This window comes from Bradyrhizobium sp. LB11.1 (genome assembly GCF_040549385.1).
GTDB lineage: Bacteria > Pseudomonadota > Alphaproteobacteria > Rhizobiales > Xanthobacteraceae > Bradyrhizobium.
In genome coordinates, this window is the sequence record NZ_JBEPTH010000002.1 from 486,110 (window position 1) to 512,060 (window position 25,951).

A 25,951-nucleotide genomic window follows, 5' to 3' on the forward strand; every position below is an offset into this window, starting at 1 on the left:
CGATATTTTCGAGCGCCGGTTGCGCCTCGCCTTAGCGGCCGCTCAGATCGAGTGTCAGGAACAGGCTGTTGGGGTCCTCGCCATAGCCCTCGAACGGGCCGCAAGGCACGAAGCCATGCGCCTGATAGAGCGCATGCGCCGGCCTGAAATAGCCCCACGAGCCGGTCTCGAGACTCAGCCGCTCGATGTCGCGCTTGCGCGCCTCGGCGATGATGTGGCGGAGCATCAGACCCCCAAAGCCGCGGCGGCGCGTGGTCTGGAGGGTGTGCATCGACTTCACCTCGCCGTGGTCAGCCGAGAGCGTCTTCAGCGCACCGGTCGCGACCAGCATCTCGCCGTCCCAGCCGGTCCAGAACGCGACATCGCTGGCGCGAAGGCCGGCGAGATCGAGCGCATGCGCACTGCCCGGCGCGGTCTGCGCTCGCGCCGCCGTGACGTGATGATCGAGCAGCGCGACTACGCTCGGGTCAAAAGTGTCTCCGGTGCGGATCTGCATCGTCATGGTCTCACGTCACTTGCAAGCTGCTTCTGCATGAAGACGAGATCGAGCCAGCGGCCGAACTTGCAGCCGACCTCCGGCATGCGGGCGACCTCGGTAAAACCGAGCGAGGCGTGCAGGCCGATCGAACCGGCATTGAGGGCCTCGATCCCGGCGATCATGGCGTGCTTGTTCAGCGCCGTGGCGCGCTCGATCAGCGCGGCCACCAGGCTGCGGCCGATGCCTGCGCGATGATGCCGCTCGTCGACATAGACCGAATTCTCCACGGTGTGGCGGTAGCCGGGAAAGGGACGGAAATCGCCGAAGGAAGCGAAGCCGACGACGTCCCTGCCCTTCATCGCGACCAGCACGGGATAGCCCGCCTGCTGCCGGGCGCGGATCCAGTCGCGCCGCGAGTCGAGATCGGCCGGCCCGTCGGTCCAGACCGCCGTGGTGTTGATCGCAGCGAAATTGTAGATGGCGAGGATATCCCCGGCATCTTCGAGCGTAGCGTCCCGTACGATCAGCGACATCACATCTTCCCGTAAGAGCTGCCGCGCCGCGTGATGATGACGTAGCGGGCATCCTGTTTGGTTTCGTTCTCGAAGGTCACCGCGCGCATGACGTCGAAGTCGAGGCAGTCGCCATCGCGCAGCCGCACGGTCTTGGCATCGATATGTACGCAGACCGTCCCTTCCAGCATCAGAAGCTGCTGGGTGAATGCGTTGCGGCCCCAGGGGCTGTAGGACACGCGCGCGCCGGCCGGCAGATCGACGACGATGATCTCGATGCCGCTCGCCGCATCGGCCGGCGAGGCATGACGCCGCCGGTAACCGCTGTCGGGATCGCGCCATTGCGGCTGGTCGGCCAGCCGCGTCAGCCGCTCGGGCGGCTTCTCCGAGAGCGCGACCACGTCGCTCAGCGAGACATCGAGCGCCGCGCAGAGCTTGTTGAGCAACGCCGCAGTGGCACTGCTCTGCGCCCGTTCCACCCGCCCGATCATGGCCCGGCTGACACCCGAGCGGCTAGCGAGTTCGTTCAAGGTCATGCCGGCCTGTGTCCTCAGTATCTTCAATCGGCGACCGATCGCCCTGTCGAGTTTTTGCTGGTCCATGGTCTCTGATCCGAACATTGCCCGACGCATGGACCACATCCGCCGGACTGGAAGAGCTTAGGCCGACGAAGCGGGACGTGCCGGAAGCGAGAGGCTAATATATTGGAATCTTTGCGCGGCGGGCAGCAACGTTTAGGATGCGTCCAACGACAATGCACCGGGAGGCGATGACATGAGCGGACCGACGCAACGGATCATCAAGACCAACGGCATCAACCTCAACGTCGCCGAACAGGGCGAGGGCCCGCTGGTGCTGTTCTGCCACGGCTTTCCCGAGGGCTGGTATTCCTGGCGTCATCAGCTCGAAGCGCTGGCCACGGCCGGCTACCACGCCGTCGCGCCCGACATGCGCGGCTACGGCAAGAGCGACAAGCCCGAGGCGATCGACCAGTACACGATCTTGCACATGGTCGGCGATCTCGTCGGCGTGCTCGACGCCTACGCGGAAAAGGACGCCGTCATCGTCGGCCACGATTGGGGTGCGACGATTGCCTGGCACACAGCGCGTCTGCGGCCCGATCGGTTCCGCGCCGCCGCCATCCTCAGCGTGCCCTATCGCCAGCGAAGCCCGGTGCGGCCGACCAGCGTGATGCCGCAGACGGAGGACGCACTGTTCTATCAACTATACTTCCAGGAGCCGGGCGCAGCCGAAGCTGAATTCGAGGCGGACCCGCGGAAAACTCTCGGGGCCATGCTGTTCGGCGGTTCCGGCGAGGGGGCGGCAGCGATCCGCGCCAATGCCGAGCGCGCCGGCAGAACCGTCGGCGTCGGCATGGTCTCGCGCAAGGACGGCATGTTGCCGAAGGTGCAAGTGCCCTTGCCGTCATGGCTGAGCGCCGCCGACCTCGATTATTACGGCGGCGAATTCGCCCGCAGCGGTTTCCGCGGACCGCTCAATTACTACCGCAACATCGATCACAACTGGGAGCTGATGGGAGCGTTCGAGGGCGTGAAGGTGGTCGTACCCTCGCTCTACATCGCCGGCGATCACGACATGGTCGTCGCCTTCCCCGGCGCCGCCGAGCAGATCGCCAACATGAAGCAGTCTGTGCCGCAGCTGCGCGAGATCAAGATGCTGCCAGGCTGCGGACACTGGACGCAGCAGGAGCGGCCGGCCGAGGTGAACGCGGCGCTCGTCGAATTCTTGCGGGCCCTGCCGAACTGAGGACGGTCGCTATCCCAGCTTGTCGATGCGCTTTTGATGGCGACCGCCGTCGAAGGTCGTGCTCAGGAACGCTTCGACGCATTCCTTCGCAACAGCTTCGCCGATCATCCGTCCGCCCAGCGCCAGGACATTCGCATCATTGTGCTGGCGGCACAGCCGCGCGCCGGTGACATCGTGGACAAGTGCGCAACGGACGTGCGCATGGCGGTTGGCGGCGATCGAGATGCCGATGCCCGACCCGCAGATGAGAATGCCGCGCGCGGCCTTGCCGTCCTTGACGGCATCGGCCAGCTTGCCGGCGAAATCGGGATAGTCGACGGACTCGGCGCTATCCGTGCCGAGATCCAGCCATTTCACATCTGGCAAAGCGACTTTCAGGACTTCCTTGAGGGCAAAGCCCCCGTGATCACAGGCAATGGCGACGGTATCGAGCATGTCCATGCCTCGGGGTGCTCTATGCTATGCAGAGATTTGGAGCGGGCGAAGGGAATCGAACCCTCGTATGCAGCTTGGGAAGCTGCCGTTCTACCATTGAACTACGCCCGCGGATGCGCGGTAGCCGACGCCCGTCCTGATTAGCCGAGACGGTGTCCGGCGCCAAGCGCTTTGGCGCGTCAGGCCGGACGGTTGTTAACGTCTCGGTAAGATTCCAGGTGCGCCGAATTGTGGCGGTGTTATGATCGCTGCCGGGATTGAGAAACGTGCGGTGAGTTGGGGGCGTGCGCATGGTGGGGCGTGCTTACGCGATATTCGACACGGCCGTAGGCCGTTGCGGAATCGTCTGGAGCAATTCGGGCGTGGTGGCCGTGCAATTGCCAGAGGCGCGGGAGATCGACACCCGCCGCCGGATCTTTCAGGTCCATCCCGAGGCGCGCGAGCAGGCGGTCTCGCTCAACACCGAGCTTGCGATTGAGGGCATCGTGACCTTGCTGCAGGGCAACGACCCTGATTTTTCCGACGTCAGCCTCGATGCCGACGGCGTCCCCGCCTTCAACCGGCGGGTTTACGAATATTCCTGCACCATCCCGCGCGGGGAGACGCGCACCTATCACGAGATCGCCAAGGCGCTGGGTGCGTCGGGCGCCGCGCATTCGGTGGCGCAAGCGATTTCGCGAAATCCCTACATGATCATCGTGCCCTGCCACCGGGTGCTGGAGGCCGGCAACTATGCCGACCCGATCTCGCCCTATGGCGGAGTGATCTCCAAGCGGCGGTTGCTGGCGCTCGAAGGCGCCCACCCGATCACCAGCAAGACACTGTTCGAGGTGCTGCTGCCCGTTGCCCCGCCGCGCTCGCCCTCCTAAATAGCCTGGATGGATGCGACCACGCTGCTGACGTCACAAACGATGACGGTCTCCGAGTTTCGCTGCGACGCGGGACCGGGCGACAAGCCGTTTGCGGAGTGCCGCACCGGCCATTCCATCGCCTATGTCCGTTCGGGCAGCTTTGGCTGCCATTGCCGTGCCGGCTTCTTCGAGCTGGTGGCGGGCTCGCTGCTGGTCGGCGCGCCCGGCGACGAATACACCTGCACGCACGAACATGTCTGCGGCGACGTCTGCCTGTCCTTTTTCTTCAGCGAGGATTTGGTCGAGGCGCTGGGCGGGCGGCACGACGTCTGGCGGGTCGGCGCGACGCCGCCACTGCCCGAGCTGATGGTGCTGGGCGAACTCGCGCAGACGGCGGCAGATGGCAACAGCGAGTTGGGCCTCGACGAGGCCGGCCAGATCCTCGCCGGCCGTTTTGTCGAACTTGCCTCGGGCAAGCCGCGCAAGCGGGGTGCGCCGACAGCGCGCGATCGTCGCCGCGCGGTCGAGGCCGCGTTGTGGATCGACGACAACTCGCATGCCGAGATCGATCTCGAACAGGCTGCACGCCTGGCAGATTTGAGCCCATTTCATTTCCTGCGGCTGTTTTCCAACGTGCTCGGCGTGACCCCGCATCAATATCTGGTACGCTCGCGGCTGCGGCACGCAGTGCGCCTGCTCGCTGACGACGACGTCGCCGTCACCGACATCGCCTATGACGTCGGCTTCGGCGATCTCTCCAACTTCGTCCGCACCTTCCACCGCGCCGCCGGCATGTCGCCGACCAAGTTCCGGCAGGCGTCAACGGGGAAGCGCAAGATTCTCCAAGAGCAGTTCGCCCTCAACTGACTAGGTTCGTCTCCGGCGCGCGCCACCAAGCGGCGCGCTTTGCAATGGAGACGACCATGTACGACCATATCGGACTGCGCGTTGCCGACCTCGACGCCGCCACGCGTTTTTACACCGCGGTGCTGGCGCCACTCGGTTACGTCCTGTGCTCGAGCGGCGACGGCTATGCCGGCCTCGGGCCGAAGGGCGCGCCGGCGCTCTGGCTGCATCTGAACAAGGGCCGCAAGGCCGACGGCGCTCATATCGCGTTTCGCGCCAAGGACCATGATTCGGTGAAGGCATTTCACAACGAAGGTCTGAAGAGCGGCGGCCATGACAATGGCGGCGCCGGGCCGCGCAAGGATTACAGCCCGACCTATTATGCGGCGTTTTTGATCGATCCTGACGGCAATAATGTCGAGGCGGTTTGTAGCTGAGCGATCGCCGCGCGCTCCGTCATTGCGAGGAGCTCTTGCGACGAAGCAATCCAGACTGTCTCCGCAGAAGCATCTCTGGATTGCTTCGCTGCGCTCGCAATGACGGTGCTTGTGGCGACAGCTCGCGAAATCGGCGACACTTCATTCAAGGAAACTAGTATGGCCTCCATCCACAACGACGTCTCCCTCCCCGCTCCGGCCCGCGACGTCTGGGACGCGGTGCGCGATTTCGGCGCGCTGCATCGGCGGCTGGTGCCGGGCTTTGTGACCGCCTGCACGCTTGATGGCGATGCGCGCGTCGTCACTTTCGCCAATGGCTCGGTCGCACGCGAGATACTGGTCGATTGCGACGACGTGCGGCAGCGGCTGGTCTATGCGATCAACAGCGAACGGTTGAAGCATTACAGCGCCTCGGTGCAGGTGATCGCCGAGGGCGAGGCGAAATGCCGCCTGATCTGGATCATCGACATGCTGCCGAACGAGCTTGCGGCTTACGTGCAGGAGCAGACGAAGGCGGCCGTGATCGCCATGCACAAGGCGTTTCCGGCTACTGCGTGATCTTTCTCACAGAACCCCGCCCTCATCGGCCGTAACCATGGCCGCGCGTCCGGTCGGACTCGCTCTCCCGGCGACGCCACGCACGCGAGGAGCATGCCATGAGAGGTGCGGACAAGGTGATCTGCCGGGCGGCCGCCGTCCTGCTGCTGTTTTCGCTCGCGAGCTCACCGGCCAAGGCGCAGTTTCTCGGCGGTGGCGGTGCCGGCGGCGAGGACATGATGACCCAGATGGCGCCGATGCTGGAGATGATGAAGGCAAAGATGGGCAAGCGCCGCTTCGCCATGCTGATGCAAACCATGGGCCCGATGATGAGCCGCATGATGGAGAATGGCGGCGGCGGGCTCGGTGGCATGATGGGTGGCGGCGGGATGGGCGGCCTCGCCGGCGGCAATTTCGGCGGCGGCAATTACAGCGGCTACGCGCCGATGGGCGGAGTCCCCATGCCGATGGGAATCGGCGGCATCGGCGGCGGCGATTTCACGGGCATGCTTGGCGGCGCCGGCGGCGGCGACATGATGGCGATGATCCCGCAATTGATGCGGCTTGCCAATGTCGGCGGCGGCGGCCATCGCCGCCACAAGCACCGCTAGTCGGCAGTCGAAAGCACCGGTCTGATCGCAGGTTTACTCCCGCGCGGTCCCCAGCGGGTCAGGACCACGCTCGAGCACGAGAGCAGGCCGAGCATGACCATCGAGCTCGCAGCAAGCCAGAAATAATTTTGCGCGGTGGCGTCGTGCGTCGACAGCCACCAGCCGCAGGTCGCGATGTAGATGAGGCGCGCCGTCTGCGCCAGCACCGGGCCGATCACCTTGGCCGCGCCTTGCGACGAGAAGTACATCGTCGAGGCAAGGCCGATGAAGGCGTAGAACGGTGCCACTGTCGAAAGATATTGATGGCTGGTCGCGCGCACGGTCGCGCTGTCCGTAAAAATGTCGACCCAGAGGTCGGGAAACAGCGCAACCAGGCACGCCGGCGCGCCGACGGCAACGAAAGCACTCGCGCCTGCGATCCAGGCGATGCGCCGTGCGCGCGCGATGCGGCCGGCGCCGACCGCCATGCCGATCATCGGCACCGAAGCGATGCCGAACGAGAATGCGATCGAGGTGAGCAAGAATTCGAGCCGCGCGCCGATACCATAGCCGGCGAGGATCGCGGTGCCGAATTTGGCCAGCATGTGGGTGAAGATCGAGATCGTCAGCACCGATTGCAGCGGCGAGAAGCAGGCGATCGCGCCGACCTTCAGGATATCGAAAAACATTGCCCACTGGATACGAAGCCCGCGCAGCTTTGGAACCACGCGCGCACGACCTGAAAACAAGTACCAGCCCATCACGCAGATGTTCATGGAGTAGGCGATCAGCGCGCCGGCCGCGACGCCGCGCATGCCAAGTTGCGGCATCGGTCCGAGCCCGAGGCCCAGCGTGCCGCCGAGCACGATCTGCCAGACCGCGGAATTGAGGATCAGAAGCGATGGCAGCTTCATGTTGCCGGTGCCGCGCAGCACGCCCGCCATGGTGTTGAGCAGCCAGGGCAGCACGGCACCGCCGAAAAACACCTGCGTGTAGGCGATCGCATGCGCCAACACATCACCGCGCCCGCCGAGCATCTCGAGCACCTTGGGCCCGAAGATCAGCATGCCCAGCATGAACACGAGGCCGAAGGTGATGCCGATCAGGAGGGCATGCGCGGCCAGCGTCCCGGCGCGCTCGCGATCGCCGGCGCCGAGCGCACGTGCGATGGCCGACGCCACGGCACCACCCATGGCACCGCCCGACATGGCCATGGTCAGGATCACTGTCGGAAACACCAGTGCCATCGCGGCCAGCGCTTCCACGCCAAGACGTCCGATATAGGAGGTCTCCGCGATCACCACGCAGGTGCCGGCGGACAGCGCGACGACGTTCGGCCAGGCGAGGCTGAGCAGCGTGCGCAGGATCGGCCCGTCAGTCAGCGCGCTCCGCATGGGGCGCGGTGGCGGCGGCAGCGGACGCTCTTCCTCATCGACCGGGATCTCGGCGATGTCCGTCATGTCCTCTCCCGGGCACAAGCGCCATCTGCGGCGCGGCAATGCATAGGTGTGCTAATAAATTTGCTCGCGCGGAAGGCGCGTCGGCACTTGTTAGCACGACGGCTGCCGATTCCTCCTGCGTCAGGTGCAGGCGTGCCCTGCGGCAGCGCATTTCAAGCGGTGGAATTAACCGATGGTCCAGATCAGCGGCGGGCGACCAGCTGCTGTCGAGCGCAGGTGCACACCGATGTGCCGGCCGCATCCCGCAGCGAGCCCCTCGAACAGCCCCTCCAGCACTTTTGCGCAGGCGCGGTGATAATCGGCGACGTCGTCCATCAGCTTCCAGCTCAGCTGGTGGATTTCGAACGTGCCTTCGGATTGCTCTGTCTCGGCCGCATCGTCCTGCGCTGCGAACAGCGCGTTGAGGAACGATGCGAACTCGCTCGCGCCGCCACGTGTCGCCGACAGCGCCGCTGAGACCTCGTCGAAATACTGCATGCCGATCAGCTTGCCGGTGAGGTGCAGGAGATAGCCGGCATCCTCCGGCCCGAACAGCTGCACCATCACAGGCGCGGCCGTGCGCACATATTCCATGGCGTAGTTGCGATAGGCCTTTTCGAGCCGTTGCTTTGGCCAACTCGCCACAGGCAGAGCCGGCGCGGTCTTCGCATCGAACGGCGGCGCTTCCTGATGCCGCGCGAACACCAGGCGCTGGTCGAGCTCGAGCGGATGGTCGTATTGGTGATAATAGCCTTCGAGCCCGTCCTGGCCGTCGACGCTCTGCTTGGTGCAGACGAAGCCGAGCCTGGTATCGCCGAGCGCGACGCCGTTGTTGGCGTGCCAGCCGCGCAGCATCGCACGCGAGACCTCGCCCGGCACGCCGCAGATCGCGGTGCCTTTCCAGATCCAGCGCGGCGGCGGATAGCGGATCCAGGCCTTGGTATCGCTCTCATACATGTATTCGACGTGGACGCCGCCGATCCAGTTGGAGAGGTAGTGATATCGCGCGGCTGCCACCGCCGGCGGCAGATGGCTGAGGCCGAGCTTTTCCAAGCCGGGCAGGAAGCGCTCCTGCTGCTGGCGGCGAAACACGCGGAAGACGAATTCGGCGGCATCCGCCGTGCCGCGTCGCGTGACCACGGTGAGGATGAGGCCGGTGAAATAGGCGTGATAAAGGTCGGCGACCGCGCGCCAGCGTTTCCATTGCGCGTCCTGCGCGGCGTCTGCTGCGGTCATGCTCTCACTCCCGATCGCTATTTTGATCGAGTGTGTCACCGCGCCCGGCAGCAGGCAACCTGACCTTCGCGCAGGACGCCCTGCACGACGGCGCGTCAATTCCGCATCACGAATTTTGCGAGGTCTTGGCCGCGCGCTCGCGTTCGACGCGCTCGGTGACGTCACGTGCCATCGCAACCGATCCGAGAACCGCGCCCCCGGCATCTCTCACCAGCGCGAAAGTCATCTCGATGTAGAGCTTGCGTCCGCTCTTGTGCAACGCGCGGGTCAGCGTCGGCCGGCCCGCAAGCTTCATCGCGCCGCTGGCAAGCGCGGCCTCAAAGCCCTTCCAGTGGGCGGCCCGCAGATGCTCGGGGATAATCAGATCGAGATTCTGGCCGAGCGCGTCTCCTGCCGTGAAGCCGAACAGCGCGGTGGACGCGCGATTCCAGCGCGTGATCGTGCCGGAGCGATCCGAATAGATCAGCGCATCGGCGACGTCGTTGAGGATGTTTCCGTCGAGTTGGGATTGATCGGTCATGGCGAGACCTCGCATGTCGCTGGATTTTGCACATCCTGACACACATTCGGTGTCATCGCCCGACTTGATCGGGCGATCCAGTATTCCAGAGGCGGCAGTGATTAAATCGAGAGGCCGCGGCGTACTGGATGCCCCGGTCAAGCCGGGGCATGACAGCGGAGTATGCAGCTACACCCGAAAATGCTTGCTCAGCTTCAGGCCCTGGGCCTGGTAGTTGGAGCCGATGCGCTGGCCGTACATGGCGTCGGGGCGGGCCAGCATTTTCTCATAGACGAGACGGCCGACGATCTGGCCGTGCTCGAGGATGAACGGCACTTCGCGCGAGCGCACTTCCAGCACGGCGCGCGCGCCTTGGCCGCCGGCGCCGGCATAGCCGAAGCCGGGGTCGAAGAAGCCGGCATAGTGCACGCGGAATTCGCCGACCAGCGGATCGAACGGCACCATCTCCGCGGCATAGTCGGGCGGGACCTGCACGGCCTCTTTCGACGCGAGGATGTAGAACTCGCCGGGATCGAGGATCAATCTGCCGTCGGGACGCGCCGCGATCGGCTCCCAGAAGTCCTCGACCGCATAGCCCGCGCGACGATCGACATCGACCACGCCGGTGTGGCGCTTGGCGCGGTAGCCGACAAATCCATTCGCCTTTTGGCCGGACAGGTCGACCGAGACGGCAACGCCGCCGGTGAGATCGGCATCGTCGACATCGACGAGACGCTCAGTCGCATGCAACGCCTCGAGTTCGTCAATGTTGAGGATGGCGTCTCCGGTGCGGAAGCGGACCTGCGACAGCCGCGAGCCCTCGCTGACCAGCACTGGAAATGTCTTCGGGCTGATCTCGGCATAGAGCGGACCGTGATAGCCGGCACCGATCATGTCGAAGCGGCGGGTGCCGTCGGCGATCACGCGGGTGAAGACGTCGAGGCGCCCGGTGGAGCTTTTGGGGTTCGCCGCCGCGACGATGTCCGGCGGCAGTGCGAGGCTTTCAAGCAACGGCACGATGTAGACGCAGTTGGTCTCCAGCACCGCACCGTCCGCGAGGCTGAACTCGTGCAGCTTCAATTCGTCGATGCGCTCGGCGACGGTGGCGCCGGGGCCAGGCAGGAAGCTCGCGCGGACGCGATAGGCGATATCGCCGAGGCGCAGATCGAGGCTCGCCGGCTGGATCTGGCTCTCGACGAAATCGTATGCGGGCAGGATGAGCCCCGCTTCCGCCATCGCCGCGATCATGCGGTCGGGCAGGATACCATTGGCGTCGGCAGCGACGGTGAAACTCAACCGGGGGTCCTCATCCGGGGACAAACGCGTCCCGACATGCGGGAAATACTAGCGTTTTACGGCTATCCGATGGACGTCTTGACGGAAAGGGCATTGCGGAATATGAGGATGACTTATCCCGTGGTGATTTGAGCCGGCCGGCTTGCAGCCACGTTAAATAAGTCGCTAAACAGGCCGGGGACCTCTGTGATCCCGGCCCGTGGAGATATCCAGGCCGGTTTTTTTGTGACCATTTTCGATGGTCACGCAGAGGAGGTCCTATGTCGAAGTCCCCGGCGTCCGCCACGCACTACCGTCCCGAAACCCGTCTGGTCCATTCCGGCACCTTGCGCTCGCAATATGGCGAGACGTCGGAGTCGCTGTTCCTGACCCAGGGCTACGTTTACAACAGCGCCGAGGAGTGCGAGGCGCGGTTCAAGGGCGAGGATCCAGGCTTTATCTATTCGCGCTACTCGAACCCGACGATCGCGATGTTCGAGCGCCGCATGATCGAGCTCGAAGGCGCCGAAGCCGCCCGCTCGGCAGCAACCGGCATGGCGGCGGTGACGACCGCGATCCTGGCGCCGCTGAAAGCCGGCGATCATGTCGTGGCTTCGAAGGCACTGTTCGGCTCGTGTCTCTACGTCATCCAGGATCTGCTGCCGCGCTATGGCATCGAGACGACGCTGGTCGACGGCTTCGATCTCGACCAGTGGCAGCGTGCGCTCAAGCCGAACACCAAGACGTTCTTCCTGGAGAGCCCGACCAATCCGACACTCGACGTGCTCGACATTCCCGCAATCGCGGAGATCGCGCATAACGGCGGCGCGCGGCTCGTCGTCGACAACGTGTTCGCGACGCCTATCTGGCAGAGCCCGCTGGCGCTGGGTGCCGACGTCGTCGTCTACTCTGCGACCAAGCACATCGACGGCCAGGGCCGCTGTCTCGGCGGCATCATCCTGTCCTCGGAAGCCTTCATCACCGAGCACATCCACAATTTCATGCGCCAGACCGGCCCGTCGATCTCGCCGTTCAACGCCTGGGTCCTGCTCAAGGGCCTGGAGACGCTCGGCGTGCGCGTGCGCGCGCAGACCGACACCGCAGGCCGCATCGCCGACGTACTGGCGAGCCATCCCAAGATTGCGCGACTGGTCTATCCCGGCCGCGCCGATCATCCGCAGGCCGCACTGGTGAAAAAGCAGATGCGCGGCGGGTCGACGCTGGTCGGCTTCGAGGTCAAGGGCGGCAAGGCCGCGGCATTCCGCGTGCTCAACGAGCTGAAGCTTGCGAAGATCTCGAACAATCTCGGCGATGCCAAGAGCCTCGTCACGCATCCGGCGACGACGACACATCAGCGCCTGAAGCCGGACGTGCGCGCCGAGCTCGGGATCGGCGAAGGATTCATTCGCTTCTCGGCCGGGCTCGAGCATGCGGATGATCTGATCGAGGATCTGACGGCGGCGCTCGAGAAGGCGTGAGCGAGCGGGATCTCGTACGGTGGGCAAAGCGAAAGCGTGCCCACCATTCACGATCTCGATGACGATGGTGGGCACGGCGCTTTGCGCCTTTGCCCACCCTACGGCACCTACATCGGTCGATACGTCCGCACGTCTGCCGGCACGTTGACGCCGAGCTTGATCTGGCCGACGGATCGGATGATGTCGTCGCCGAGCAGCTGGGCGAAGCAGGCATAGCCCCAATCGTTCATGTGCAAGCCGTCGGCGATGACAAAACTCTCGACCGGGAGCGCCTGCTTCTCGTGCCAGTCGCGCATCACCTCGAAGCGCGGGAAGATGCCGACGTGACGGAGCTGGGCGACCTTGCCGAGCAGCTTCACCATCCTGCCAGCGCTTTCTGGACGCTCGGTGACGCGCGGTGAATATTGCGGATCGACCAGCACGACGTCGGCATAGCCTGCAGCCTGGATGCGACCGATGCCGTCCTCGACCAACTTGGCGGTGTCGCCGGGATCGAGGTTGCGCAGCACGGCATTGGTGCCGACTTGCCAGATCACGAGATCCGAATGCACGTCGATCACCTCCTTCTGGAGGCGCTTCATCATCTCGGGCGCGTCCTCGCCGCCGACGCCGGCATTGATGACGGTGATGTCAGCGGTCGGATACTGCCGGCGCAGCTGCGCGGCGAGACGGTTCGGATAGTTGAAGTCGGGTGAGCTCGCGCCGTAGCCCGCCGTCGACGACGAGCCAAATGCGACGATCACGACGGGCTTGCCGGCGATGAGCTTGTTCGCGACATGCGGTAGCGAGCCCATCGCTTTCGCGCCGCCCTTCGGCGACAAACAGGGCACGCGGCTGAAAATGTCGCCGGCGGATTTCGCGACCTGCTTCACCTTGTCGATGGCGCGCGAGGTCAGGCCGCGCTGCTCGCCGGCCGCCGGGCTGGTCGCTGCAACGGTCGTTTGGGAGGAAGATGCCGGAGCGGGGTTAGCGGCCTGCTCCGGCGCGGGCGTCGCCTGGGCGGCTTGTGCGCGGGCAGGTGCCTGCAACGCCGGCGTCAGCATCAGCAGCGCCGCCGCCGCGGACGCGGCCAGCCATGTCGACAGGCCAAAAGGGCGGAGAGAACTCATTAACGCTAGACCTCAATTCTGCTGCGGGGCCGGCCCCAGATGGGCAGCGTCGATCACGAACTGTGCCAACGCCCGGCCGATGCAATCATGGACCTGCTTCGCCAGCTCAGGGCCGCGGGAGGGGCTGAACAGATCGAACTGACCCTGGTCGTTCCACTGCCGCATCATCGCGAAACGGTCGAACAGCGGGACGTCATGCTCCTGCGCCACCACCCGCATATTGTCGAGATAAGGCGCCGCCGAGATCATGGTTTCGGTACGCGGGCTGTATTGCAAATTCATCAAGACGACGTCAGCCCCCGCATTTTGCAACGCAGCGACCCCTTCGGTCACCGCGCCGCGGAAATCGTCGGGATCGATGGAGCGGATAGCATCCACGGTCCCGGTCTGCCAGATGACCAAAGTAGGCGTTTTTGCTTCCATCAGCTTAACGAAGGTTCCGGCGGCTTCCTCCGCCGTCTTCTTGCTCTGTATTTCTACGGAGACGTGCACCGTCTCCGCGGGCGGCAGCTTGTCCTTTAAAATGACCTGCATGCGCGCCGGATAGGAGCTGTCCTCAGAGGCGGGAATGGTCGTGGAGCGGCTGCCGATCACCAGGATCTCGAGCGGCTTGCCGGCTTTGACGGTGTCGGCGACCTTGTGGAGCTGGCTGTCGGTGGCGAGCAGATAGGGCGGCAATTCGCACGCTGCCGGCGCGGCAGGCACGGCATCGCCCGCGCGCGCCGATGGCGCGACCAGACCACCGCACAGCAAGATCAGGCTCAGGAGAACCTTCGCCTTCATCAGCCCCCTCCCGCCAGATCGGCGTTGCCGACGGCGATTTTGGTTTTCGCACCGCTCTTGTCAGCCACGCGCTTGTACCACGAAATCACCCAGGCCACCGCCCACATGATCAGGATTCCGGAGAGACTAATCAGCGCATGCATGGCTGGTCCCCCGGCAACCTCGGCCAGGATGAAATGGCCGGCAAAGGCCAGGAAGACGCCGAGACAGAAGATCTCCAGCGAATGCTGGCCGCACAGGATCAGCGGCCGCAGCCAGGGCGACTTCAGGCCCGGCCACTCCCGCGGCAGGAAGCGCACGATGAGCGCAGCCAGCGCCAGGAAATGCGTGAAGCGCAGCACGTCGAGGTCGGCCTTGTCGATCGGATACATCCACTGCTCGAGCCGCTTCGGCATGAACTGCGAGAGCTGCGGCACGTACCAGGTCAGCGTCACATAGAATGCCGCCACGATATAGGCGATCGAGATCCACATCGTCACGGGCGAGGCCAGAATGCGCGACATCCGTCGCGCACCTCCGAGCGCGCACCATGCCCCGAACACGAACAGCAATTGCCAGGCGAGAGGATTGAACGCCCAGAAGCCGTTCGGATAGGCGGTGAAGTAGAGGTCGAATTCCCAGGTCGCCGCATAGAGCAGGGCCGAGAGCGCGAGCGTGACGTCGGGCCGCCACTTCATCGACCACAGGATCAAAGGCAGCGCCAGCATCAGCACGATGTAGAGCGGCAGCACATCCATGTTGACGGGACGGAAACGCAGCAGCAGCGCCTGCACGATGGTGACGTCGGGCTGCTTGAGAAAATCCATGATCCCCATCTCTTCGGTATAGAGTGGGTTCTCGAAGCTGGTCGCGACGTAGGATATCTCGGCGAGGAAGATCGTGAACAGGAAGACGTGGGCGACATAGATCTGCCAGACCCGGCGCAGGATGCGCGCGGTGGCGATCACGAAACCGTTTTCCAGCATCGCGCGACCGTAGACAAAGGCGGCGGTGTAACCGGAGATGAAGATGAAAATTTCGGTGGCGTCGCTGAAGCCGTAATTGCGGATCGTGAACCAGGTCAGCAAATTCGGCGGCAGATGGTCGATGAAGATCAGCCAAAGCGCGAGGCCGCGAAACAGGTCGAGCCTGAGCTCGCGCTCGCCGATGGCAGGCAGCGTGATGGCCGGCGCGCGCGGCTCCGCTGCCACGGGTTTGGCGCCCGCGGCTCCCGCAATCGTCGATCCCGTCACTTGATCGGCAATGGTCATCGGGGCCCATAAACCCTTCCGCAAATCGCGACGTTCAAAGAAGTGTACCGGTCCGGTCGCCGCCTCGCAAAGCGGCCGGATCACATACGGGTGTACTTCCCCGCCAATTCTGGCGGGACGATGTCGCGAAAGGGCGCTGCGGCGTTTGGTTCCCGGCGGGGTTTTCGCTATGATGGCAATCATGTACCGCGCCGTGACCCGCCAGATCGAAGTGACCGTCGAGCCGAACTTTGTTCCGGAGCAGTCGTCGGCCGACCGCTCGCGCTTTTTCTGGTCCTACACCATCGTCATCATCAATTCCGGCGACGAGACCGTGCAGCTCAAGACGCGGCACTGGGTCATCACCGACGCCTCCGGCCGGCAGCAGGAGGTGAAGGGCGAAGGCGTGGTTGGCGAGCAGCCGACTCTGGCCCCCGGCGAACGCTTCGAATATACCTCCGGCGTGCCGCTATCGACCGCCTCCGGCTTCATGACCGGCCGCTACCAGATGGTCAGCGCAAGCGGCGAACGTTTCGAGATCGATGTGCCGACGTTTTCGCTCGACAGCCCGGATCATAAGCGGGTGTTGAATTAGGCGAGCGCAGGTGCCGTAGGGTGGGCAAAGGCGCAAAGCGCCGTGCCCGCGATCTCGCTCGAATTCACTGACAAAATGGTGGGTACGCTACGCTTTGCCCACCCTACGAGAACGATGTTACGCGTCTTCGACGCCCGCTTCATCCGGCGTGAACTCGTACACCGATGAGCAGAACTCACAGGTCACGACGACCTTGTCGTCCTTGACCATCGCGCTGCGATCATCCGGCGAAAAGCTCTTCAGCATCGACGCGACCGCGTCGCGCGAGCAGGAGCATTGCGCTTTCAGGACCATCGGATTGAACACGCGCACGCCGCGCTCGTGGAAGAGGCGATAGAGCAGCCGCTCGCCGGAGAGATCGGGATCGATCAGCTCGACGTCCTCGACGGTTTCGATCAGCGAGCGCGCCTCGACCCACGCGTCGTCTTCAGCGATGGCGTGCACCTCGGCGCCTTCGGGCGCGTCGCCGGGATGCAGATCCGCCTGCCGCGCCCGCTCCGGCGCCTTCGGCAGGAATTGCATCAGCATGCCGCCGGCACGCCAGCGATGCTTGCCGCCGTCGCTCGAGCGCCACTCCTCGCCGACCGCGAGGCGCACGCGGGTCGGGATCTGCTCGGAGCGCAGGAAATATTCGTGGGCGGCGTCTTCCAGGCTGCCGCCATCGAGCGCAACCAGACCCTGGTAGCGGCTCATGTCGGGCCCCTGGTCGATGGTCATGGCGAGATGACCATGACCGAGCAGCGCGCCGGAGTGCATGCCAGTATCCTTGGCATCACCGAGGCGCTCGGCATCAAAGCGCGCATAGGCGCGCAGGCGATCCGGCGCCTGATAGTCCACCACCAGAAACGACACCGGCCCGTCGGTCTGTGCCTGCAGAATAAAACGGCCTTCGAACTTCAGCGCCGAGCCGAGCAGCGTCGTCAGCACGATAGCCTCGCCGAGCAGCTTGCCGACGGGTGCCGGGTAATCGTGCTTGGTCAGGATCTCGTCGAGCGCGGGACCGAGCCGCACCAGCCGCCCACGCACATCGAGCGCGTCGACCTCGTAGGGCAGCACGGCGTCATCGACGGGAACCGCGGACGGCGCACGAACCGGGCCCTCGAGCCCGGTGTTCATGTCAGGGGATTGGGAAACCATGGCGCATTATCTGGGGTCGATCGAGGTAAAATGAAAGAGGCACGCCCGCATTCCGTCGTCCGCGGAACGACGGGCTGCGTAGCCAGGATGGAGCGCAGCGCAATCCGGGGAGGTCTTCCGCGCGTTGAGAACCCCGGATTACGCTGCGCTCCATCCGGGCTACAAGATGATTACTTCACCGCGTCAAAGCACCAGGCCAAAATGCCCTTCTGCGCGTGCAGGCGGTTTTCGGCCTCGTCGAACACGACCGATTGCGGACCGTCGATCACCTCGTCGGTGACCTCCTCGCCGCGATGGGCAGGCAGGCAGTGCATGAACAGCGCGTCGGGCTTGGCCAGCGACATCAGCTTGGAATTGACCTGGTAGGGCTTGAGCACGTTGTGGCGGTGCTCACCTTCCTTGTCGCCCATCGACACCCAGGTGTCGGTGACGACGCAATCGGCACCCTTCACGGCGGCTTCCGCATCGGTGCCGAGCACGATCGACGCGCCGGTCGCCTTGATGAAGTCGCGCATCACCTTCTTGGGGGCGAGTTCCAGCGGCGTTGCGACATTCAGCTTGAACTTGAAGCGCTCGGCCGCATGAGCCCAGGACGCCAGCACATTGTTGTCGTCGCCGGTCCAGGCGACAGTGCGACCTTCGATCGGGCCGCGATGCTCTTCGTAAGTCAAGAGATCGGCCATCACCTGGCACGGATGCGAGCGCCGCGTCAGGCCGTTGATCACGGGCACGGTCGCGTTCGCCGCAAGCTCCAGCAGGGCCTCGTGATTGAGGATGCGGATCATGATGGCGTCGACATAGCGCGACAGCACGCGCGCGGTATCAGCAATGGTCTCGCCGCGGCCGAGCTGCATCTCGGCACCGGTGAGCATGATGGGCTCGCCGCCGAGCTGGCGCATGGCAACGTCGAACGACACGCGCGTACGGGTCGACGGACGCTCGAAGATCATCGCCAGCGTCTTGCCTTCGAGCGGCTTGACCGGCTGATGCGCCTTCTGCTTCGCCTTCATGGCGGAGGAGGCCGCGAGCATGCTCTTGAGCTCCGACAGCGGCAGCTCGTTGATATCCAGGAAGTGCTTTGGCGTCTTGCTCATCAGCTTGCCGCCCGCTTGTTGCCGGAGAGCGCAACGCAGGCACGTTCAAGCCGCCCGACGCTGTCTTCGATCTCGGCTTCGCTGACGATCAAGGGTGGCAGGAAACGCACCACGTTGTCGCCGGCGCCGACGGTCAGCAATTTTTCGTTGCGCAGCGCAGCGACCAGGTCGCCGGAGGGCACCACGGCCTTGATGCCAATCAGGAGCCCCTCGCCGCGGACTTCGCTGACGACATCGCCATGACGGTCGATCACGGAGGCGAGCTTCTGCTTGAGCAGCAGCGACATCTTCTGCACGTGGTCGAAGAAGCCGGGCTTGAGCATGACGTCGAGCACGGCGTTCGCGGCCGAGATCGCCAGCGGATTGCCGCCGAAGGTCGAGCCGTGCGAGCCGGGCCCCATGCCGGAGGCTGCGTCCGCAGTCGCCAGCACCGCGCCGATCGGGAAGCCGCCGCCGAGCGCCTTCGCCAGCGACATCACGTCGGGTGTGACGCCGGTGCGGCGATGGGCGAAGAGATCGCCGGTGCGCCCCATGCCGGTCTGCACCTCGTCGAACGCGAGCAGCAGGCCCTTCTCATCGCAGAGCTGGCGCAACGCCCTCAGGAAAGCAGGAGTCGCCGAACGCACGCCGCCCTCGCCCTGGATCGGCTCGATCAGGATGCCGGCGGTCTCCGGACCGATCGCCTTCTTTACGGCCTCGATATCGCCATGCGGCACCTGGTCGAAGCCTTCCATCGGCGGACCAAACCCTTCGAGATATTTTGCAGATCCCGTCGCTGCCAGCGTGGCCAGCGTGCGGCCATGGAAGGCGCCTTCGAAAGTGATGATGCGGTAGCGCTCCGGATGCCCCTTGGAGAAGTGATGATGGCGGACCAGCTTGATCACGCCCTCCAGCGCTTCGGCGCCGGAATTGCAGAAGAACACGAAGTCCGCAAAGCTCTCGTTGCAGAGGCGCGCGGCAAGCTTCTCGCCGTCCGGGCTCTGAAACAGGTTCGACATATGCCAGAGCTTGGTCGCCTGCTCCTGCAACGCCTTGACCAGCGCGGGGTGGGCATGGCCGAGCGCATTCACCGCCACGCCCGAGGTGAAATCGAGATAGCGATCGCCATTGGTCGCGATCAGCCAGCAGCCCTCGCCGCGCTCGAAACCGAGGTCGGATCTGGCGAAAACGGGGAGCAAATGCGGGGCTGCGCTATTCGTCATGACGGTCACTTGAATGTTGCGGACGGCGTGGTGTGCATTGCGCAACGCACCATTCACCGGCCCGGAAAACGAAACGTGCCGCCTTTTAAGGGCGGCACGCATGACTATCTTAGGCTTGGTGAAACGGGTGTCAATGCCGCCCGAAAGCCTCGCGAAACGCTAAATCCGTAGTCTTGCGGTGACGATTTCGCGGGATTTCGCCACGGAACATGTGGAAGCGAGTCGGCGGACTCTTGCGCGCGAGTCACGCCATATTGTAGCGTCTGGCTTGTCAGATACGACATCTCGTGCAGCGGTTCTGATCCCAAAAGTCCTCATGTACCGGCGTTAACGTTCGGGCGTCTCATTGCGCCCGGCGAGCCTTAAGGGATTCGGGCGGCACGGGTTTTTAAGGCTTAGGCATTCGCCGTGCGGCCCCAGGATGGTTGGCCCGCGGCGAAGGAAAGGGTGCAATGACGGTTTTGACCTGGTCCGACGATCGCGTCGAGCAGTTGAAAAAGCTCTGGGAGGCCGGACTTTCGGCCAGCCAGATCGCGGCCGAGCTCGGCAACGTCACCCGCAATGCCGTAATCGGCAAGGTGCACAGGCTCGGTCTGTCCGGCCGCGCCAAGAGCCCGTCGTCGGCCGCTCCCCGGCCGCGCAAGGCGCGTCCCGCGCAGCACATGATGCGGGTGAGCCGGCCGATCGCGCGGGGCAACACCGCGCTGGCGCAGGCCTTCGAGGTCGAGGTCGAGGCCGAGCCGGTCACCTACGACAATGTGGTGCCGATGAGCCAGCGGCTATCGCTGCTCGAATTGAACGAGGCGACCTGCCACTGGCCGGTCGGCGATCCCTCGAGCCCGGATTTCTTCTTCTGCGGCGGCAAGGCGCTTTCGGGCCTGCCCTACTGCGCCCAGCACTCGCGCGTTGCGTATCAGCCGGCGTCGGATCGTCGGCGCGCGCCGGTGAAGCCGGGACCGCGCTGAGTTCGTATTGCGATTAAGCTGGAGCCGTCGCGCGCCGACGGCCCTACAACAAGTTCAATGTCGTCACGGCGAAGGCCGCGACGACATCGGAATGTGCAGCGAGAGCTCGCTACATCAGCTCACAAACTTTGCGCCTGCTCCGCCTTGGCAAACCGATCATCCAGCGCATATCCGGCGCCGCGGACGGTGCGGATCGGGTCCTGCTCGCGGCCGAGATTGAGCAGCTTGCGCAGGCGGCCGATATGCACGTCGACGGTGCGCTCGTCGATGTAGATGTCGCGGCCCCAGACGCTGTCGAGTAACTGTTCGCGCGAGAACACGCGGCCGGGGTGCTCCAGGAAAAACTCCAGCAGGCGATATTCGGTCGGGCCGAGATCGATCGGTCGGCCCGAACGCGCCACGCGGCGCTTTTCGCGATCGAGCTCGATGTCGCCGAAAGCCAGGACGGTTGCGAGCCGCTCAGGGCTAGCGCGCCGGAGCAGGCCCTTCACGCGCGCGAGCAGCTCGGGCACCGAGAATGGCTTGACGATGTAATCGTCGGCACCGGTCGCCAGGCCCCGCACCCGCTCGCTTTCCTCACCGCGCGCGGTGAGCATGATGATCGGCAGCTGCTTGGTGTCGGACCGCGTCCGCAGCCGACGGCAGAGTTCGATACCGGACAGACCCGGCAGCATCCAGTCGAGCACGATCAGATCGGGGATGTGCTCTTTGAGACGGGTGTCGGCGTCGTCGCCGCGCATCACCGTCTCGACGTCATAGCCGTCGCCTTCGAGGTTGTAGCGGAGAAGCTCGGTCAGAGCTTCTTCGTCTTCAACCACCATAATGCGTGCGCCCATGGGGTCGTCGCTCCTTAAGGATTCAAGTATTGGGGACCGTCGTGGCGAAGGTCGTCATGTCGCCCTTCGGCCGCTTATCGGTGATGGCCTGGCCTTCGATCATGTAGAACACGGTCTCGGCAATGTTGGTGGCGTGGTCGCCGATCCGCTCGATGTTCTTGGCGCAGAACATCAGGTGGATGCAGAACGAGATGTTGCGCGGATCCTCCATCATGTAGGTGAGGAGCTCGCGGAACAGCGAGGTGCAGATGGCGTCGACTTCCTCGTCGCCCTTCCACACCGCCATCGCCGCCGGCAGGTCGTGCGCGGCATAGGCGTCCAGCACCGACTTGACCTGCTGCTGCACGAGGTCGGTCATGTGCTCGAGGCCACGGAACAGCTTGAGCGGATGGAAATCCGTCTCCAGCGCCGCGACGCGCTTGCCCATGTTCTTGGCGAGGTCGCCGATGCGCTCGAGATCGGTCGCAACGCGCATGGCGCCGACGATCTCGCGCAGATCGACCGCCATCGGCTGGCGACGCGCGATGGTAAGCACGGCGCGCTCCTCGATCTTCTTCTGGAGCGCGTCGAGCTCGGCGTCGATGGTGACGACGCGCTGGCCGAGCGCGACGTCGCGGCGGATCAGCGCGTCGACGGAATCGACGATCATGCGCTCGGCGATGCCGCCCATCTCGGCGACCAGGCGCGTGAGTTCCTGGAGGTCGGTGTCGAAGGCTTTTGCGGTATGTTCAGAACCCATGTCCTGTCTCCTCAGCCGAACCGGCCGGTGATGTAATCCTGCGTGCGCCGGTCGGTCGGCGACGTAAAGATCTTGCTGGTGTCGTCGAACTCGATCAGCTCGCCGAGATACATGAAGGCGGTCTTGTCGGAAACGCGCGCCGCCTGCTGCATGTTGTGGGTCACGATCGCGATCGTGTAGTTCTCGGACAGCTCCTGGATCAGCTCCTCGACCTTGGCAGTCGAGATCGGGTCGAGCGCCGAGCAGGGCTCGTCGAACAGGATCACCTCGGGCCGCACCGCGACGGTGCGGGCAATGCAGAGGCGCTGCTGCTGGCCGCCGGAGAGCGACAGGCCGGAGGCGTTGAGCTTGTCCTTGACCTCGTTCCAGAGAGCACCGCCGCGCAGCGCCTTCTCGACACGGTCGTCCATCTCGGACTTCGAGATCTTCTCATAGAGACGGATGCCGAAGGCGATGTTCTCGTAGATCGTCATCGGGAACGGCGTCGGCTTCTGGAACACCATACCGACGCGGGCGCGCAGCAGATTGAGGTCGAGCTTGGGGTCGAGAATGTTGGTCTGGTCGAGCATCAGCTGACCGGTGACGCGCTGGCCCGGATAGAGATCGTACATCCGGTTGAAGATGCGCAGCAGGGTCGACTTGCCGCAGCCCGACGGGCCGATGAAGGCCGTGACACGGTTGGTGCCGAGCGCCAGATTGATGTTCTTCAGCGCGTGGTGCTCGCCGTAATAGAAGTTGAGGTTGCGAACCGTCACCTTGGCCGGAGCGTCGGGCAGCGGCTGCGAGCCGGGATGAACGGTGGGCGCACTGACGGAAACAGACATTTCGCTCATTTTGCAGTCCTCTCGGCGCTCAGGATGCGCGCGCCAATGTTCAGGGCAAGCACGGTCAAAGTGATCAGCAGGGCGCCGCTCCAGGCCAACTGCTTCCAGTAGGCATATGGGCTCTGCACGAAGTTGTTGATGGTCACCGGCAGGTTGGCCATCGTCTTGTTCAGGCCCAGGCTGAAGAACTGGTTCGACAGTGCGGTGAACAGCAGCGGCGCGGTCTCGCCGGCGACGCGGGCGGTGGCCAGCATGACGCCGGTGATGAGGCCCGAGCGCGCCGCGCGATAGGCGATGCGCTTGATCACCAGCGAGCGCGGCAGGCCGAGCGCGGACGCGGCCTCGCGCAATGCGTTCGGCACCAGCAGCAGCATGTCCTCGGTCGTCCGCAGCACCACCGGGATCACGATCACCGCGAGCGCGAGCGCCCCTGCGATCGCCGAGAAGCCGCGCATCGGCACCACCACCGCACCATAGATGAACAGGCCGATGATGATCGAGGGCGCCGAGAGCAGGATGTCGTTGATGAAACGGATCACCGAGGTGAGCCTGTCGTTGCGGCCGTACTCGGCGAGATATGTGCCGGCGAACAGGCCGAGCGGCGCGCCGATGCCGACGCCGATCACGGTCATGATCACCGAGCCGACGATGGCGTTGCGCAGGCCGCCTTCGGTCGAGCCCGGAGGCGGCGTGTCCGCGGCGAAGAGCTCCAGGTTCAGGCCTGCCAGGCCGTTATAGAGCAGCGTCATCAGGATCAGCGCGAGCCAGGTGACGCCGAACGCGGCGGCACCGATGCAGAGCGCGCGGACCACGACGTCCTTGCGGCGGCGGCGTGCGTAAATCGGGTTCATGTTACTTCCCCGCCTTCTTTTCCAGACGCATCAGCATCAGCCGGGCGCCGGCGAGCACGAAGAACGTCAGCACGAACAGCAGCAGACCGAGCAGGATCAGGCCGGACTGGTGCAGGCCGTCGCTTTCGGCGAACTCGCTGGCGATCGCCGCCGAGATCGTGGTGCCCGGCGCGAAGATCGACGACGAGATGCGGAACGAGTTGCCGATGATGAAGGTCACCGCCATGGTCTCGCCGAGCGCGCGGCCGAGCGCCAGCATGACGCCGCCGATGACGCCGACGCGGGTGTAGGGGATCACCACGCTGCGCACGACTTCCCAGGTGGTGCAGCCGACACCGTAGGCAGCTTCCTTCAGCACCGGCGGCACCGTCTTGAACACGTCGACCGAGATCGAGGTGATGAAGGGCAGCACCATGATCGCGAGGATCAGCGCGGCGTTGAACAGGCTGAGATAAGACGGGGGACCCGCGAAGATCGCGCCCAGCACCGGGACGCCGTCGAATATCTTGATCATGAAGGGCTGGAAGGTGTTGGCCAGGAACGGGCCCAACACGAAGAAGCCCCACATGCCGTAAATGATCGAGGGAATGCCGGCCAGCAGCTCGATCGCCATGCCGATCGGGCGGCGCGCCCATTGCGGGCAGAGCTCGGTCAGGAAGATGGCGATGCCGAGACCGACAGGAATGGCGATCAGCATCGCGATGAAGGAGGTGACGAGCGTGCCGTACATCGGTCCGAGCGCGCCGAGCACGGGCGGATCGGCCGACGGAGCCCAGCGCTGCGTCCACAGGAACGCGAAGCCATACTCCTTCATCGCCGGGAAGGCGCCGACGATCAGCGACAGGATGATGCCGCCGAGAATAAGAAGCACCGAGATCGCGCTGAGCCGCGTAATCCAGTAGAAGGTGACGTCGCCGAGCTTGAACGCGCTCAAGGCCTTGGCGCGATCGTATGGTCCTGCGTCGTCGATTACATCGCTTTGAACGGCCATCTCTGCCACGCCGATCCCCTGTACCAAGAATATACGCTTTCTGTTGGTCTCATGCCCCGGATGCGGCGCCAGCTGCGACGCTGATCCGGGGCCTGGTTCTTGTGGATCCCGGCTCAGCGGAGCAGCACTACGTGCTGCACCGCGTCCGGGACACGAGATGTGAGCGCTTAGCTCTTGATGTCAGCCGACCAGGTCTTTTCGATCAACTTCACGACGTTGTCGGGCATCGGGATGTAGTCGAGCTCCTCGGCAGACTTCGCACCCTTTTCGAAGGCGAACTTGAAGAACTTCAGGGCTTCCTGCGAGGAGGCCTTGTCGACGGCTTCCTTGTGCATCAGCACGAAGGTCGTCGCGACGATGGGCCAGGACTTGTCGCCGGGCTGGTCGGTGAGGATCAGGTAGTAGCCCGGAGCGCTGGTCCAGTCGGCGTTGGAAGCCGCGGCCTGGAACGAGTCGTTGGTCGGGTCGACAGTCTTGCCGGCCTTGTTGACCATCTTGGTGAAGGTCAGCTTGTTCTGCTTCGCATAGGCGTATTCGACATAGCCGATCGAATTCTTGGTCTGGGCAACATTGCCGGCAACGCCTTCGTTGCCCTTGGCGCCGACGCCAACCGGCCACTCGACGGCGGTGCCTTCACCGACCTTGCTCTTCCAGTCAGCGCTGGTCTTGGAGAGATAGTTGGTGAAGTTGAAGGTGGTGCCCGAACCGTCCGCGCGGTGAACGACCGCGATCGCTTCCGACGGCAGCTTGGCATTCGGGTTCAGCTTCTTGATCGCTGCGTCATCCCACTTGGTGATCTTGCCAATGAAGATGTCGGCAAGGGTGGCGCCGTCGAGGACGAGATCGCCGGCCTTCACGCCTTCAACATTCACAACCGGGACGATACCGCCCATGACCATCGGCCACTGGGCAAAGCCGTCCTTCTGGAGCTGATCGGCCTTCAACGGAGCGTCGGTCGCACCGAAGGTCACGGTCTTGGCCTGGATCTGCTTGATGCCGGCGCCGGAACCGATCGACTGGTAGTTCACGCCGTTGTTCGATTCCTTCTTGTAAGTATCCGCCCACTTGGAGAGGACCGGGAAAATGAAGGTCGAACCGGCACCGGTGATGTCGGCAGCGAAAGCTGACGTCGTCGTTGCGGCGACCAAGCCGGCAGCGACGATGGTTTTGATGAAATTCATGCTGGTCTCCATACAGGGGAACGAAGCGCCATCAG

The 25,951-nt window shown here is 64.3% G+C and carries 29 protein-coding genes, 1 tRNA gene and 1 riboswitch; of the genes, 9 read left to right on the forward strand and 21 right to left on the reverse strand.

The annotated features are described in order from the left end of the window. Positions 1–31: 31 nt before the first annotated feature. Genes ABIA96_RS06185 through ABIA96_RS06195 form a run of 3 tightly spaced genes read right to left on the reverse strand, consistent with a single transcriptional unit; the run spans position 32 to position 1,592 of the window. Positions 32–496: a GNAT family N-acetyltransferase gene (locus ABIA96_RS06185; protein ID WP_354136427.1), complete on the reverse strand. Its 465-nt coding sequence runs from the start codon at positions 494–496 to the stop codon at positions 32–34. A gap of 2 nt (positions 497–498) precedes the next feature. After that, positions 499–1,011 (reverse strand): GNAT family N-acetyltransferase, encoded by a 513-nt coding sequence (locus ABIA96_RS06190; protein WP_354136132.1) that lies wholly within the window; start codon positions 1,009–1,011, stop codon positions 499–501. Next, a complete protein-coding gene (locus tag ABIA96_RS06195; RefSeq protein WP_354136133.1) occupies positions 1,011–1,592 on the reverse strand; it encodes a helix-turn-helix domain-containing protein in 582 nt (193 codons plus the stop codon). Before ABIA96_RS06195 ends, ABIA96_RS06190 begins: the two co-directional genes overlap by 1 nt. Before the next feature lie 172 nt (positions 1,593–1,764). Between ABIA96_RS06195 and ABIA96_RS06200 the strand changes: the two genes are divergently transcribed. After that, positions 1,765–2,757: an alpha/beta fold hydrolase gene (locus tag ABIA96_RS06200; RefSeq protein ID WP_354136134.1), complete on the forward strand. Its 993-nt coding sequence runs from the start codon at positions 1,765–1,767 to the stop codon at positions 2,755–2,757. 9 nt (positions 2,758–2,766) lie between these two features. Here ABIA96_RS06200 and rpiB read toward each other — a convergent pair whose 3' ends face one another. Both rpiB and ABIA96_RS06210 read right to left on the reverse strand, forming a co-directional pair. Then, complete coding sequence (rpiB, locus tag ABIA96_RS06205; RefSeq protein ID WP_354136135.1) at positions 2,767–3,192, reverse strand: ribose 5-phosphate isomerase B; 426 nt, start codon at positions 3,190–3,192, stop codon at positions 2,767–2,769. Between the two features lie 37 nt (positions 3,193–3,229). Beyond that, positions 3,230–3,303, reverse strand: a tRNA-Gly gene (locus tag ABIA96_RS06210). Between the two features lie 179 nt (positions 3,304–3,482). On the opposite strand from ABIA96_RS06210, the gene ABIA96_RS06215 reads away from it, so the two are divergent. The 5 genes from ABIA96_RS06215 (at position 3,483) to ABIA96_RS06235 (ending at position 6,474) form a co-directional block, all read left to right on the forward strand. Continuing rightward, complete coding sequence (locus tag ABIA96_RS06215) at positions 3,483–4,061, forward strand: methylated-DNA--[protein]-cysteine S-methyltransferase (protein WP_354136136.1); 579 nt, start codon at positions 3,483–3,485, stop codon at positions 4,059–4,061. A 9-nt stretch (positions 4,062–4,070) separates the two neighbouring features. After that, entirely contained in the window at positions 4,071–4,910 is an 840-nt protein-coding gene (locus tag ABIA96_RS06220; protein WP_354136137.1) for a helix-turn-helix transcriptional regulator, read from the forward strand. A 56-nt stretch (positions 4,911–4,966) separates the two neighbouring features. Continuing rightward, complete coding sequence (locus ABIA96_RS06225) at positions 4,967–5,326, forward strand: VOC family protein (protein WP_354136138.1); 360 nt, start codon at positions 4,967–4,969, stop codon at positions 5,324–5,326. A gap of 159 nt (positions 5,327–5,485) precedes the next feature. Further along, positions 5,486–5,884, forward strand: coding sequence for an SRPBCC family protein (locus ABIA96_RS06230; RefSeq protein WP_354136139.1), 399 nt, complete (start codon positions 5,486–5,488; stop codon positions 5,882–5,884). A 98-nt stretch (positions 5,885–5,982) separates the two neighbouring features. Next, a complete protein-coding gene (locus ABIA96_RS06235; RefSeq protein ID WP_354136140.1) occupies positions 5,983–6,474 on the forward strand; it encodes a hypothetical protein in 492 nt (163 codons plus the stop codon). Here the strand turns inward: ABIA96_RS06235 and ABIA96_RS06240 are convergent. The 4 genes from ABIA96_RS06240 to ABIA96_RS06255 all read right to left on the reverse strand — a co-directional run bounded on the left by ABIA96_RS06240 (position 6,471) and on the right by ABIA96_RS06255 (position 10,923). Continuing rightward, the gene (locus ABIA96_RS06240; RefSeq protein ID WP_354136141.1) at positions 6,471–7,913 is read right to left on the reverse strand and encodes an MATE family efflux transporter; all 1,443 of its coding nucleotides are present in this window, start codon (positions 7,911–7,913) and stop codon (positions 6,471–6,473) included. The two genes, ABIA96_RS06235 and ABIA96_RS06240, sit on opposite strands and share 4 nt — an antisense overlap. A gap of 165 nt (positions 7,914–8,078) precedes the next feature. Continuing rightward, complete coding sequence (locus ABIA96_RS06245) at positions 8,079–9,128, reverse strand: hypothetical protein (protein WP_354136142.1); 1,050 nt, start codon at positions 9,126–9,128, stop codon at positions 8,079–8,081. A gap of 106 nt (positions 9,129–9,234) precedes the next feature. Then, positions 9,235–9,648: a PAS domain S-box protein gene (locus ABIA96_RS06250; protein ID WP_354136143.1), complete on the reverse strand. Its 414-nt coding sequence runs from the start codon at positions 9,646–9,648 to the stop codon at positions 9,235–9,237. A 168-nt stretch (positions 9,649–9,816) separates the two neighbouring features. Then, complete coding sequence (locus tag ABIA96_RS06255) at positions 9,817–10,923, reverse strand: 2'-deoxycytidine 5'-triphosphate deaminase (protein ID WP_354136144.1); 1,107 nt, start codon at positions 10,921–10,923, stop codon at positions 9,817–9,819. Between the two features lie 110 nt (positions 10,924–11,033). Then, positions 11,034–11,113, forward strand: a riboswitch (SAM riboswitch). 70 nt (positions 11,114–11,183) lie between these two features. On the opposite strand from ABIA96_RS06255, the gene ABIA96_RS06260 reads away from it, so the two are divergent. Further along, entirely contained in the window at positions 11,184–12,380 is a 1,197-nt protein-coding gene (locus ABIA96_RS06260) for an O-succinylhomoserine sulfhydrylase (protein WP_354136145.1), read from the forward strand. A gap of 107 nt (positions 12,381–12,487) precedes the next feature. On the opposite strand, the gene ABIA96_RS06265 is transcribed toward ABIA96_RS06260, so the two are convergent. The 3 genes from ABIA96_RS06265 to ABIA96_RS06275 are packed head-to-tail and all read right to left on the reverse strand — an operon-like array spanning position 12,488 to position 15,522. Next, positions 12,488–13,489, reverse strand: a complete 1,002-nt coding sequence (locus ABIA96_RS06265) for an SGNH/GDSL hydrolase family protein (protein ID WP_354136146.1) — start codon at positions 13,487–13,489, stop codon at positions 12,488–12,490. 12 nt (positions 13,490–13,501) lie between these two features. Then, on the reverse strand, positions 13,502–14,272 hold the full coding sequence (locus tag ABIA96_RS06270; protein WP_354136147.1) for an SGNH/GDSL hydrolase family protein: 771 nt from the start codon (positions 14,270–14,272) through the stop codon (positions 13,502–13,504). Then, positions 14,272–15,522: an OpgC domain-containing protein gene (locus ABIA96_RS06275; RefSeq protein ID WP_354136148.1), complete on the reverse strand. Its 1,251-nt coding sequence runs from the start codon at positions 15,520–15,522 to the stop codon at positions 14,272–14,274. The genes ABIA96_RS06270 and ABIA96_RS06275 overlap by 1 nt, the downstream gene beginning before the upstream one ends. Before the next feature lie 169 nt (positions 15,523–15,691). Between ABIA96_RS06275 and apaG the strand changes: the two genes are divergently transcribed. After that, positions 15,692–16,096, forward strand: a complete 405-nt coding sequence (gene apaG, locus ABIA96_RS06280; protein WP_354136149.1) for a Co2+/Mg2+ efflux facilitator ApaG/CorD — start codon at positions 15,692–15,694, stop codon at positions 16,094–16,096. 117 nt (positions 16,097–16,213) lie between these two features. Here apaG and ABIA96_RS06285 read toward each other — a convergent pair whose 3' ends face one another. The 3 genes from ABIA96_RS06285 to ABIA96_RS06295 all read right to left on the reverse strand — a co-directional run bounded on the left by ABIA96_RS06285 (position 16,214) and on the right by ABIA96_RS06295 (position 19,529). Beyond that, complete coding sequence (locus ABIA96_RS06285) at positions 16,214–17,233, reverse strand: Hsp33 family molecular chaperone (RefSeq protein WP_354136150.1); 1,020 nt, start codon at positions 17,231–17,233, stop codon at positions 16,214–16,216. Between the two features lie 170 nt (positions 17,234–17,403). Further along, positions 17,404–18,327 (reverse strand): ornithine carbamoyltransferase, encoded by a 924-nt coding sequence (argF, locus tag ABIA96_RS06290; RefSeq protein ID WP_354136151.1) that lies wholly within the window; start codon positions 18,325–18,327, stop codon positions 17,404–17,406. Beyond that, positions 18,327–19,529 (reverse strand): aspartate aminotransferase family protein, encoded by a 1,203-nt coding sequence (locus ABIA96_RS06295; protein WP_354136152.1) that lies wholly within the window; start codon positions 19,527–19,529, stop codon positions 18,327–18,329. The genes argF and ABIA96_RS06295 overlap by 1 nt, the downstream gene beginning before the upstream one ends. Positions 19,530–19,981: 452 nt before the next feature. Here ABIA96_RS06295 and ABIA96_RS06300 point away from each other — a divergent pair, with 452 nt between their 5' ends. Then, entirely contained in the window at positions 19,982–20,494 is a 513-nt protein-coding gene (locus tag ABIA96_RS06300) for a GcrA family cell cycle regulator (RefSeq protein ID WP_045006078.1), read from the forward strand. Between the two features lie 119 nt (positions 20,495–20,613). Here the strand turns inward: ABIA96_RS06300 and phoB are convergent, their stop codons facing one another. The 6 genes from phoB to pstS form a co-directional block, all read right to left on the reverse strand. Next, positions 20,614–21,330, reverse strand: a complete 717-nt coding sequence (gene phoB, locus ABIA96_RS06305) for a phosphate regulon transcriptional regulator PhoB (RefSeq protein WP_354136153.1) — start codon at positions 21,328–21,330, stop codon at positions 20,614–20,616. Between the two features lie 22 nt (positions 21,331–21,352). Continuing rightward, positions 21,353–22,069 (reverse strand): phosphate signaling complex protein PhoU, encoded by a 717-nt coding sequence (gene phoU, locus ABIA96_RS06310; RefSeq protein ID WP_028155152.1) that lies wholly within the window; start codon positions 22,067–22,069, stop codon positions 21,353–21,355. A gap of 11 nt (positions 22,070–22,080) precedes the next feature. After that, the gene (pstB, locus tag ABIA96_RS06315) at positions 22,081–22,902 is read right to left on the reverse strand and encodes a phosphate ABC transporter ATP-binding protein PstB (RefSeq protein WP_354136154.1); all 822 of its coding nucleotides are present in this window, start codon (positions 22,900–22,902) and stop codon (positions 22,081–22,083) included. Beyond that, positions 22,899–23,744 carry a phosphate ABC transporter permease PstA gene (gene pstA / locus ABIA96_RS06320; RefSeq protein WP_354136155.1) on the reverse strand — a complete coding sequence of 282 codons (846 nt, stop codon included), beginning with the start codon at positions 23,742–23,744 and terminating at the stop codon, positions 22,899–22,901. The genes pstB and pstA overlap by 4 nt, the downstream gene beginning before the upstream one ends. 1 nt (position 23,745) lies before the next feature. Continuing rightward, a complete protein-coding gene (pstC, locus tag ABIA96_RS06325) occupies positions 23,746–24,735 on the reverse strand; it encodes a phosphate ABC transporter permease subunit PstC (RefSeq protein WP_354136428.1) in 990 nt (329 codons plus the stop codon). Between the two features lie 167 nt (positions 24,736–24,902). Continuing rightward, positions 24,903–25,916, reverse strand: a complete 1,014-nt coding sequence (gene pstS, locus ABIA96_RS06330; RefSeq protein ID WP_354136156.1) for a phosphate ABC transporter substrate-binding protein PstS — start codon at positions 25,914–25,916, stop codon at positions 24,903–24,905. Positions 25,917–25,951 lie beyond the last annotated feature (35 nt).

What these genes read in the sequence shown, in the direction of transcription:
- ABIA96_RS06185 (WP_354136427.1), bottom strand. Translation starts at nt 496, where the DNA reads ATGCAGATCCGCACCGGAGACACTTTTGACCCGAGCGTAGTCGCGCTG.
- ABIA96_RS06190 (WP_354136132.1), bottom strand. Translation starts at nt 1,011, where the DNA reads ATGTCGCTGATCGTACGGGACGCTACGCTCGAAGATGCCGGGGATATC.
- ABIA96_RS06195 (WP_354136133.1), bottom strand. Translation starts at nt 1,592, where the DNA reads ATGGACCAGCAAAAACTCGACAGGGCGATCGGTCGCCGATTGAAGATA.
- ABIA96_RS06200 (WP_354136134.1), top strand. Translation starts at nt 1,765, where the DNA reads ATGAGCGGACCGACGCAACGGATCATCAAGACCAACGGCATCAACCTC.
- rpiB (WP_354136135.1), bottom strand. Translation starts at nt 3,192, where the DNA reads ATGCTCGATACCGTCGCCATTGCCTGTGATCACGGGGGCTTTGCCCTC.
- ABIA96_RS06215 (WP_354136136.1), top strand. Translation starts at nt 3,483, where the DNA reads ATGGTGGGGCGTGCTTACGCGATATTCGACACGGCCGTAGGCCGTTGC.
- ABIA96_RS06220 (WP_354136137.1), top strand. Translation starts at nt 4,071, where the DNA reads ATGGATGCGACCACGCTGCTGACGTCACAAACGATGACGGTCTCCGAG.
- ABIA96_RS06225 (WP_354136138.1), top strand. Translation starts at nt 4,967, where the DNA reads ATGTACGACCATATCGGACTGCGCGTTGCCGACCTCGACGCCGCCACG.
- ABIA96_RS06230 (WP_354136139.1), top strand. Translation starts at nt 5,486, where the DNA reads ATGGCCTCCATCCACAACGACGTCTCCCTCCCCGCTCCGGCCCGCGAC.
- ABIA96_RS06235 (WP_354136140.1), top strand. Translation starts at nt 5,983, where the DNA reads ATGAGAGGTGCGGACAAGGTGATCTGCCGGGCGGCCGCCGTCCTGCTG.
- ABIA96_RS06240 (WP_354136141.1), bottom strand. Translation starts at nt 7,913, where the DNA reads ATGACGGACATCGCCGAGATCCCGGTCGATGAGGAAGAGCGTCCGCTG.
- ABIA96_RS06245 (WP_354136142.1), bottom strand. Translation starts at nt 9,128, where the DNA reads ATGACCGCAGCAGACGCCGCGCAGGACGCGCAATGGAAACGCTGGCGC.
- ABIA96_RS06250 (WP_354136143.1), bottom strand. Translation starts at nt 9,648, where the DNA reads ATGACCGATCAATCCCAACTCGACGGAAACATCCTCAACGACGTCGCC.
- ABIA96_RS06260 (WP_354136145.1), top strand. Translation starts at nt 11,184, where the DNA reads ATGTCGAAGTCCCCGGCGTCCGCCACGCACTACCGTCCCGAAACCCGT.
- ABIA96_RS06265 (WP_354136146.1), bottom strand. Translation starts at nt 13,489, where the DNA reads ATGAGTTCTCTCCGCCCTTTTGGCCTGTCGACATGGCTGGCCGCGTCC.
- ABIA96_RS06270 (WP_354136147.1), bottom strand. Translation starts at nt 14,272, where the DNA reads ATGAAGGCGAAGGTTCTCCTGAGCCTGATCTTGCTGTGCGGTGGTCTG.
- ABIA96_RS06275 (WP_354136148.1), bottom strand. Translation starts at nt 15,522, where the DNA reads ATGACCATTGCCGATCAAGTGACGGGATCGACGATTGCGGGAGCCGCG.
- apaG (WP_354136149.1), top strand. Translation starts at nt 15,692, where the DNA reads ATGATGGCAATCATGTACCGCGCCGTGACCCGCCAGATCGAAGTGACC.
- ABIA96_RS06285 (WP_354136150.1), bottom strand. Translation starts at nt 17,233, where the DNA reads ATGGTTTCCCAATCCCCTGACATGAACACCGGGCTCGAGGGCCCGGTT.
- argF (WP_354136151.1), bottom strand. Translation starts at nt 18,327, where the DNA reads ATGAGCAAGACGCCAAAGCACTTCCTGGATATCAACGAGCTGCCGCTG.
- ABIA96_RS06295 (WP_354136152.1), bottom strand. Translation starts at nt 19,529, where the DNA reads ATGACGAATAGCGCAGCCCCGCATTTGCTCCCCGTTTTCGCCAGATCC.
- ABIA96_RS06300 (WP_045006078.1), top strand. Translation starts at nt 19,982, where the DNA reads ATGACGGTTTTGACCTGGTCCGACGATCGCGTCGAGCAGTTGAAAAAG.
- phoB (WP_354136153.1), bottom strand. Translation starts at nt 21,330, where the DNA reads ATGGGCGCACGCATTATGGTGGTTGAAGACGAAGAAGCTCTGACCGAG.
- phoU (WP_028155152.1), bottom strand. Translation starts at nt 22,069, where the DNA reads ATGGGTTCTGAACATACCGCAAAAGCCTTCGACACCGACCTCCAGGAA.
- pstB (WP_354136154.1), bottom strand. Translation starts at nt 22,902, where the DNA reads ATGAGCGAAATGTCTGTTTCCGTCAGTGCGCCCACCGTTCATCCCGGC.
- pstA (WP_354136155.1), bottom strand. Translation starts at nt 23,744, where the DNA reads ATGAACCCGATTTACGCACGCCGCCGCCGCAAGGACGTCGTGGTCCGC.
- pstC (WP_354136428.1), bottom strand. Translation starts at nt 24,735, where the DNA reads ATGGCCGTTCAAAGCGATGTAATCGACGACGCAGGACCATACGATCGC.
- pstS (WP_354136156.1), bottom strand. Translation starts at nt 25,916, where the DNA reads ATGAATTTCATCAAAACCATCGTCGCTGCCGGCTTGGTCGCCGCAACG.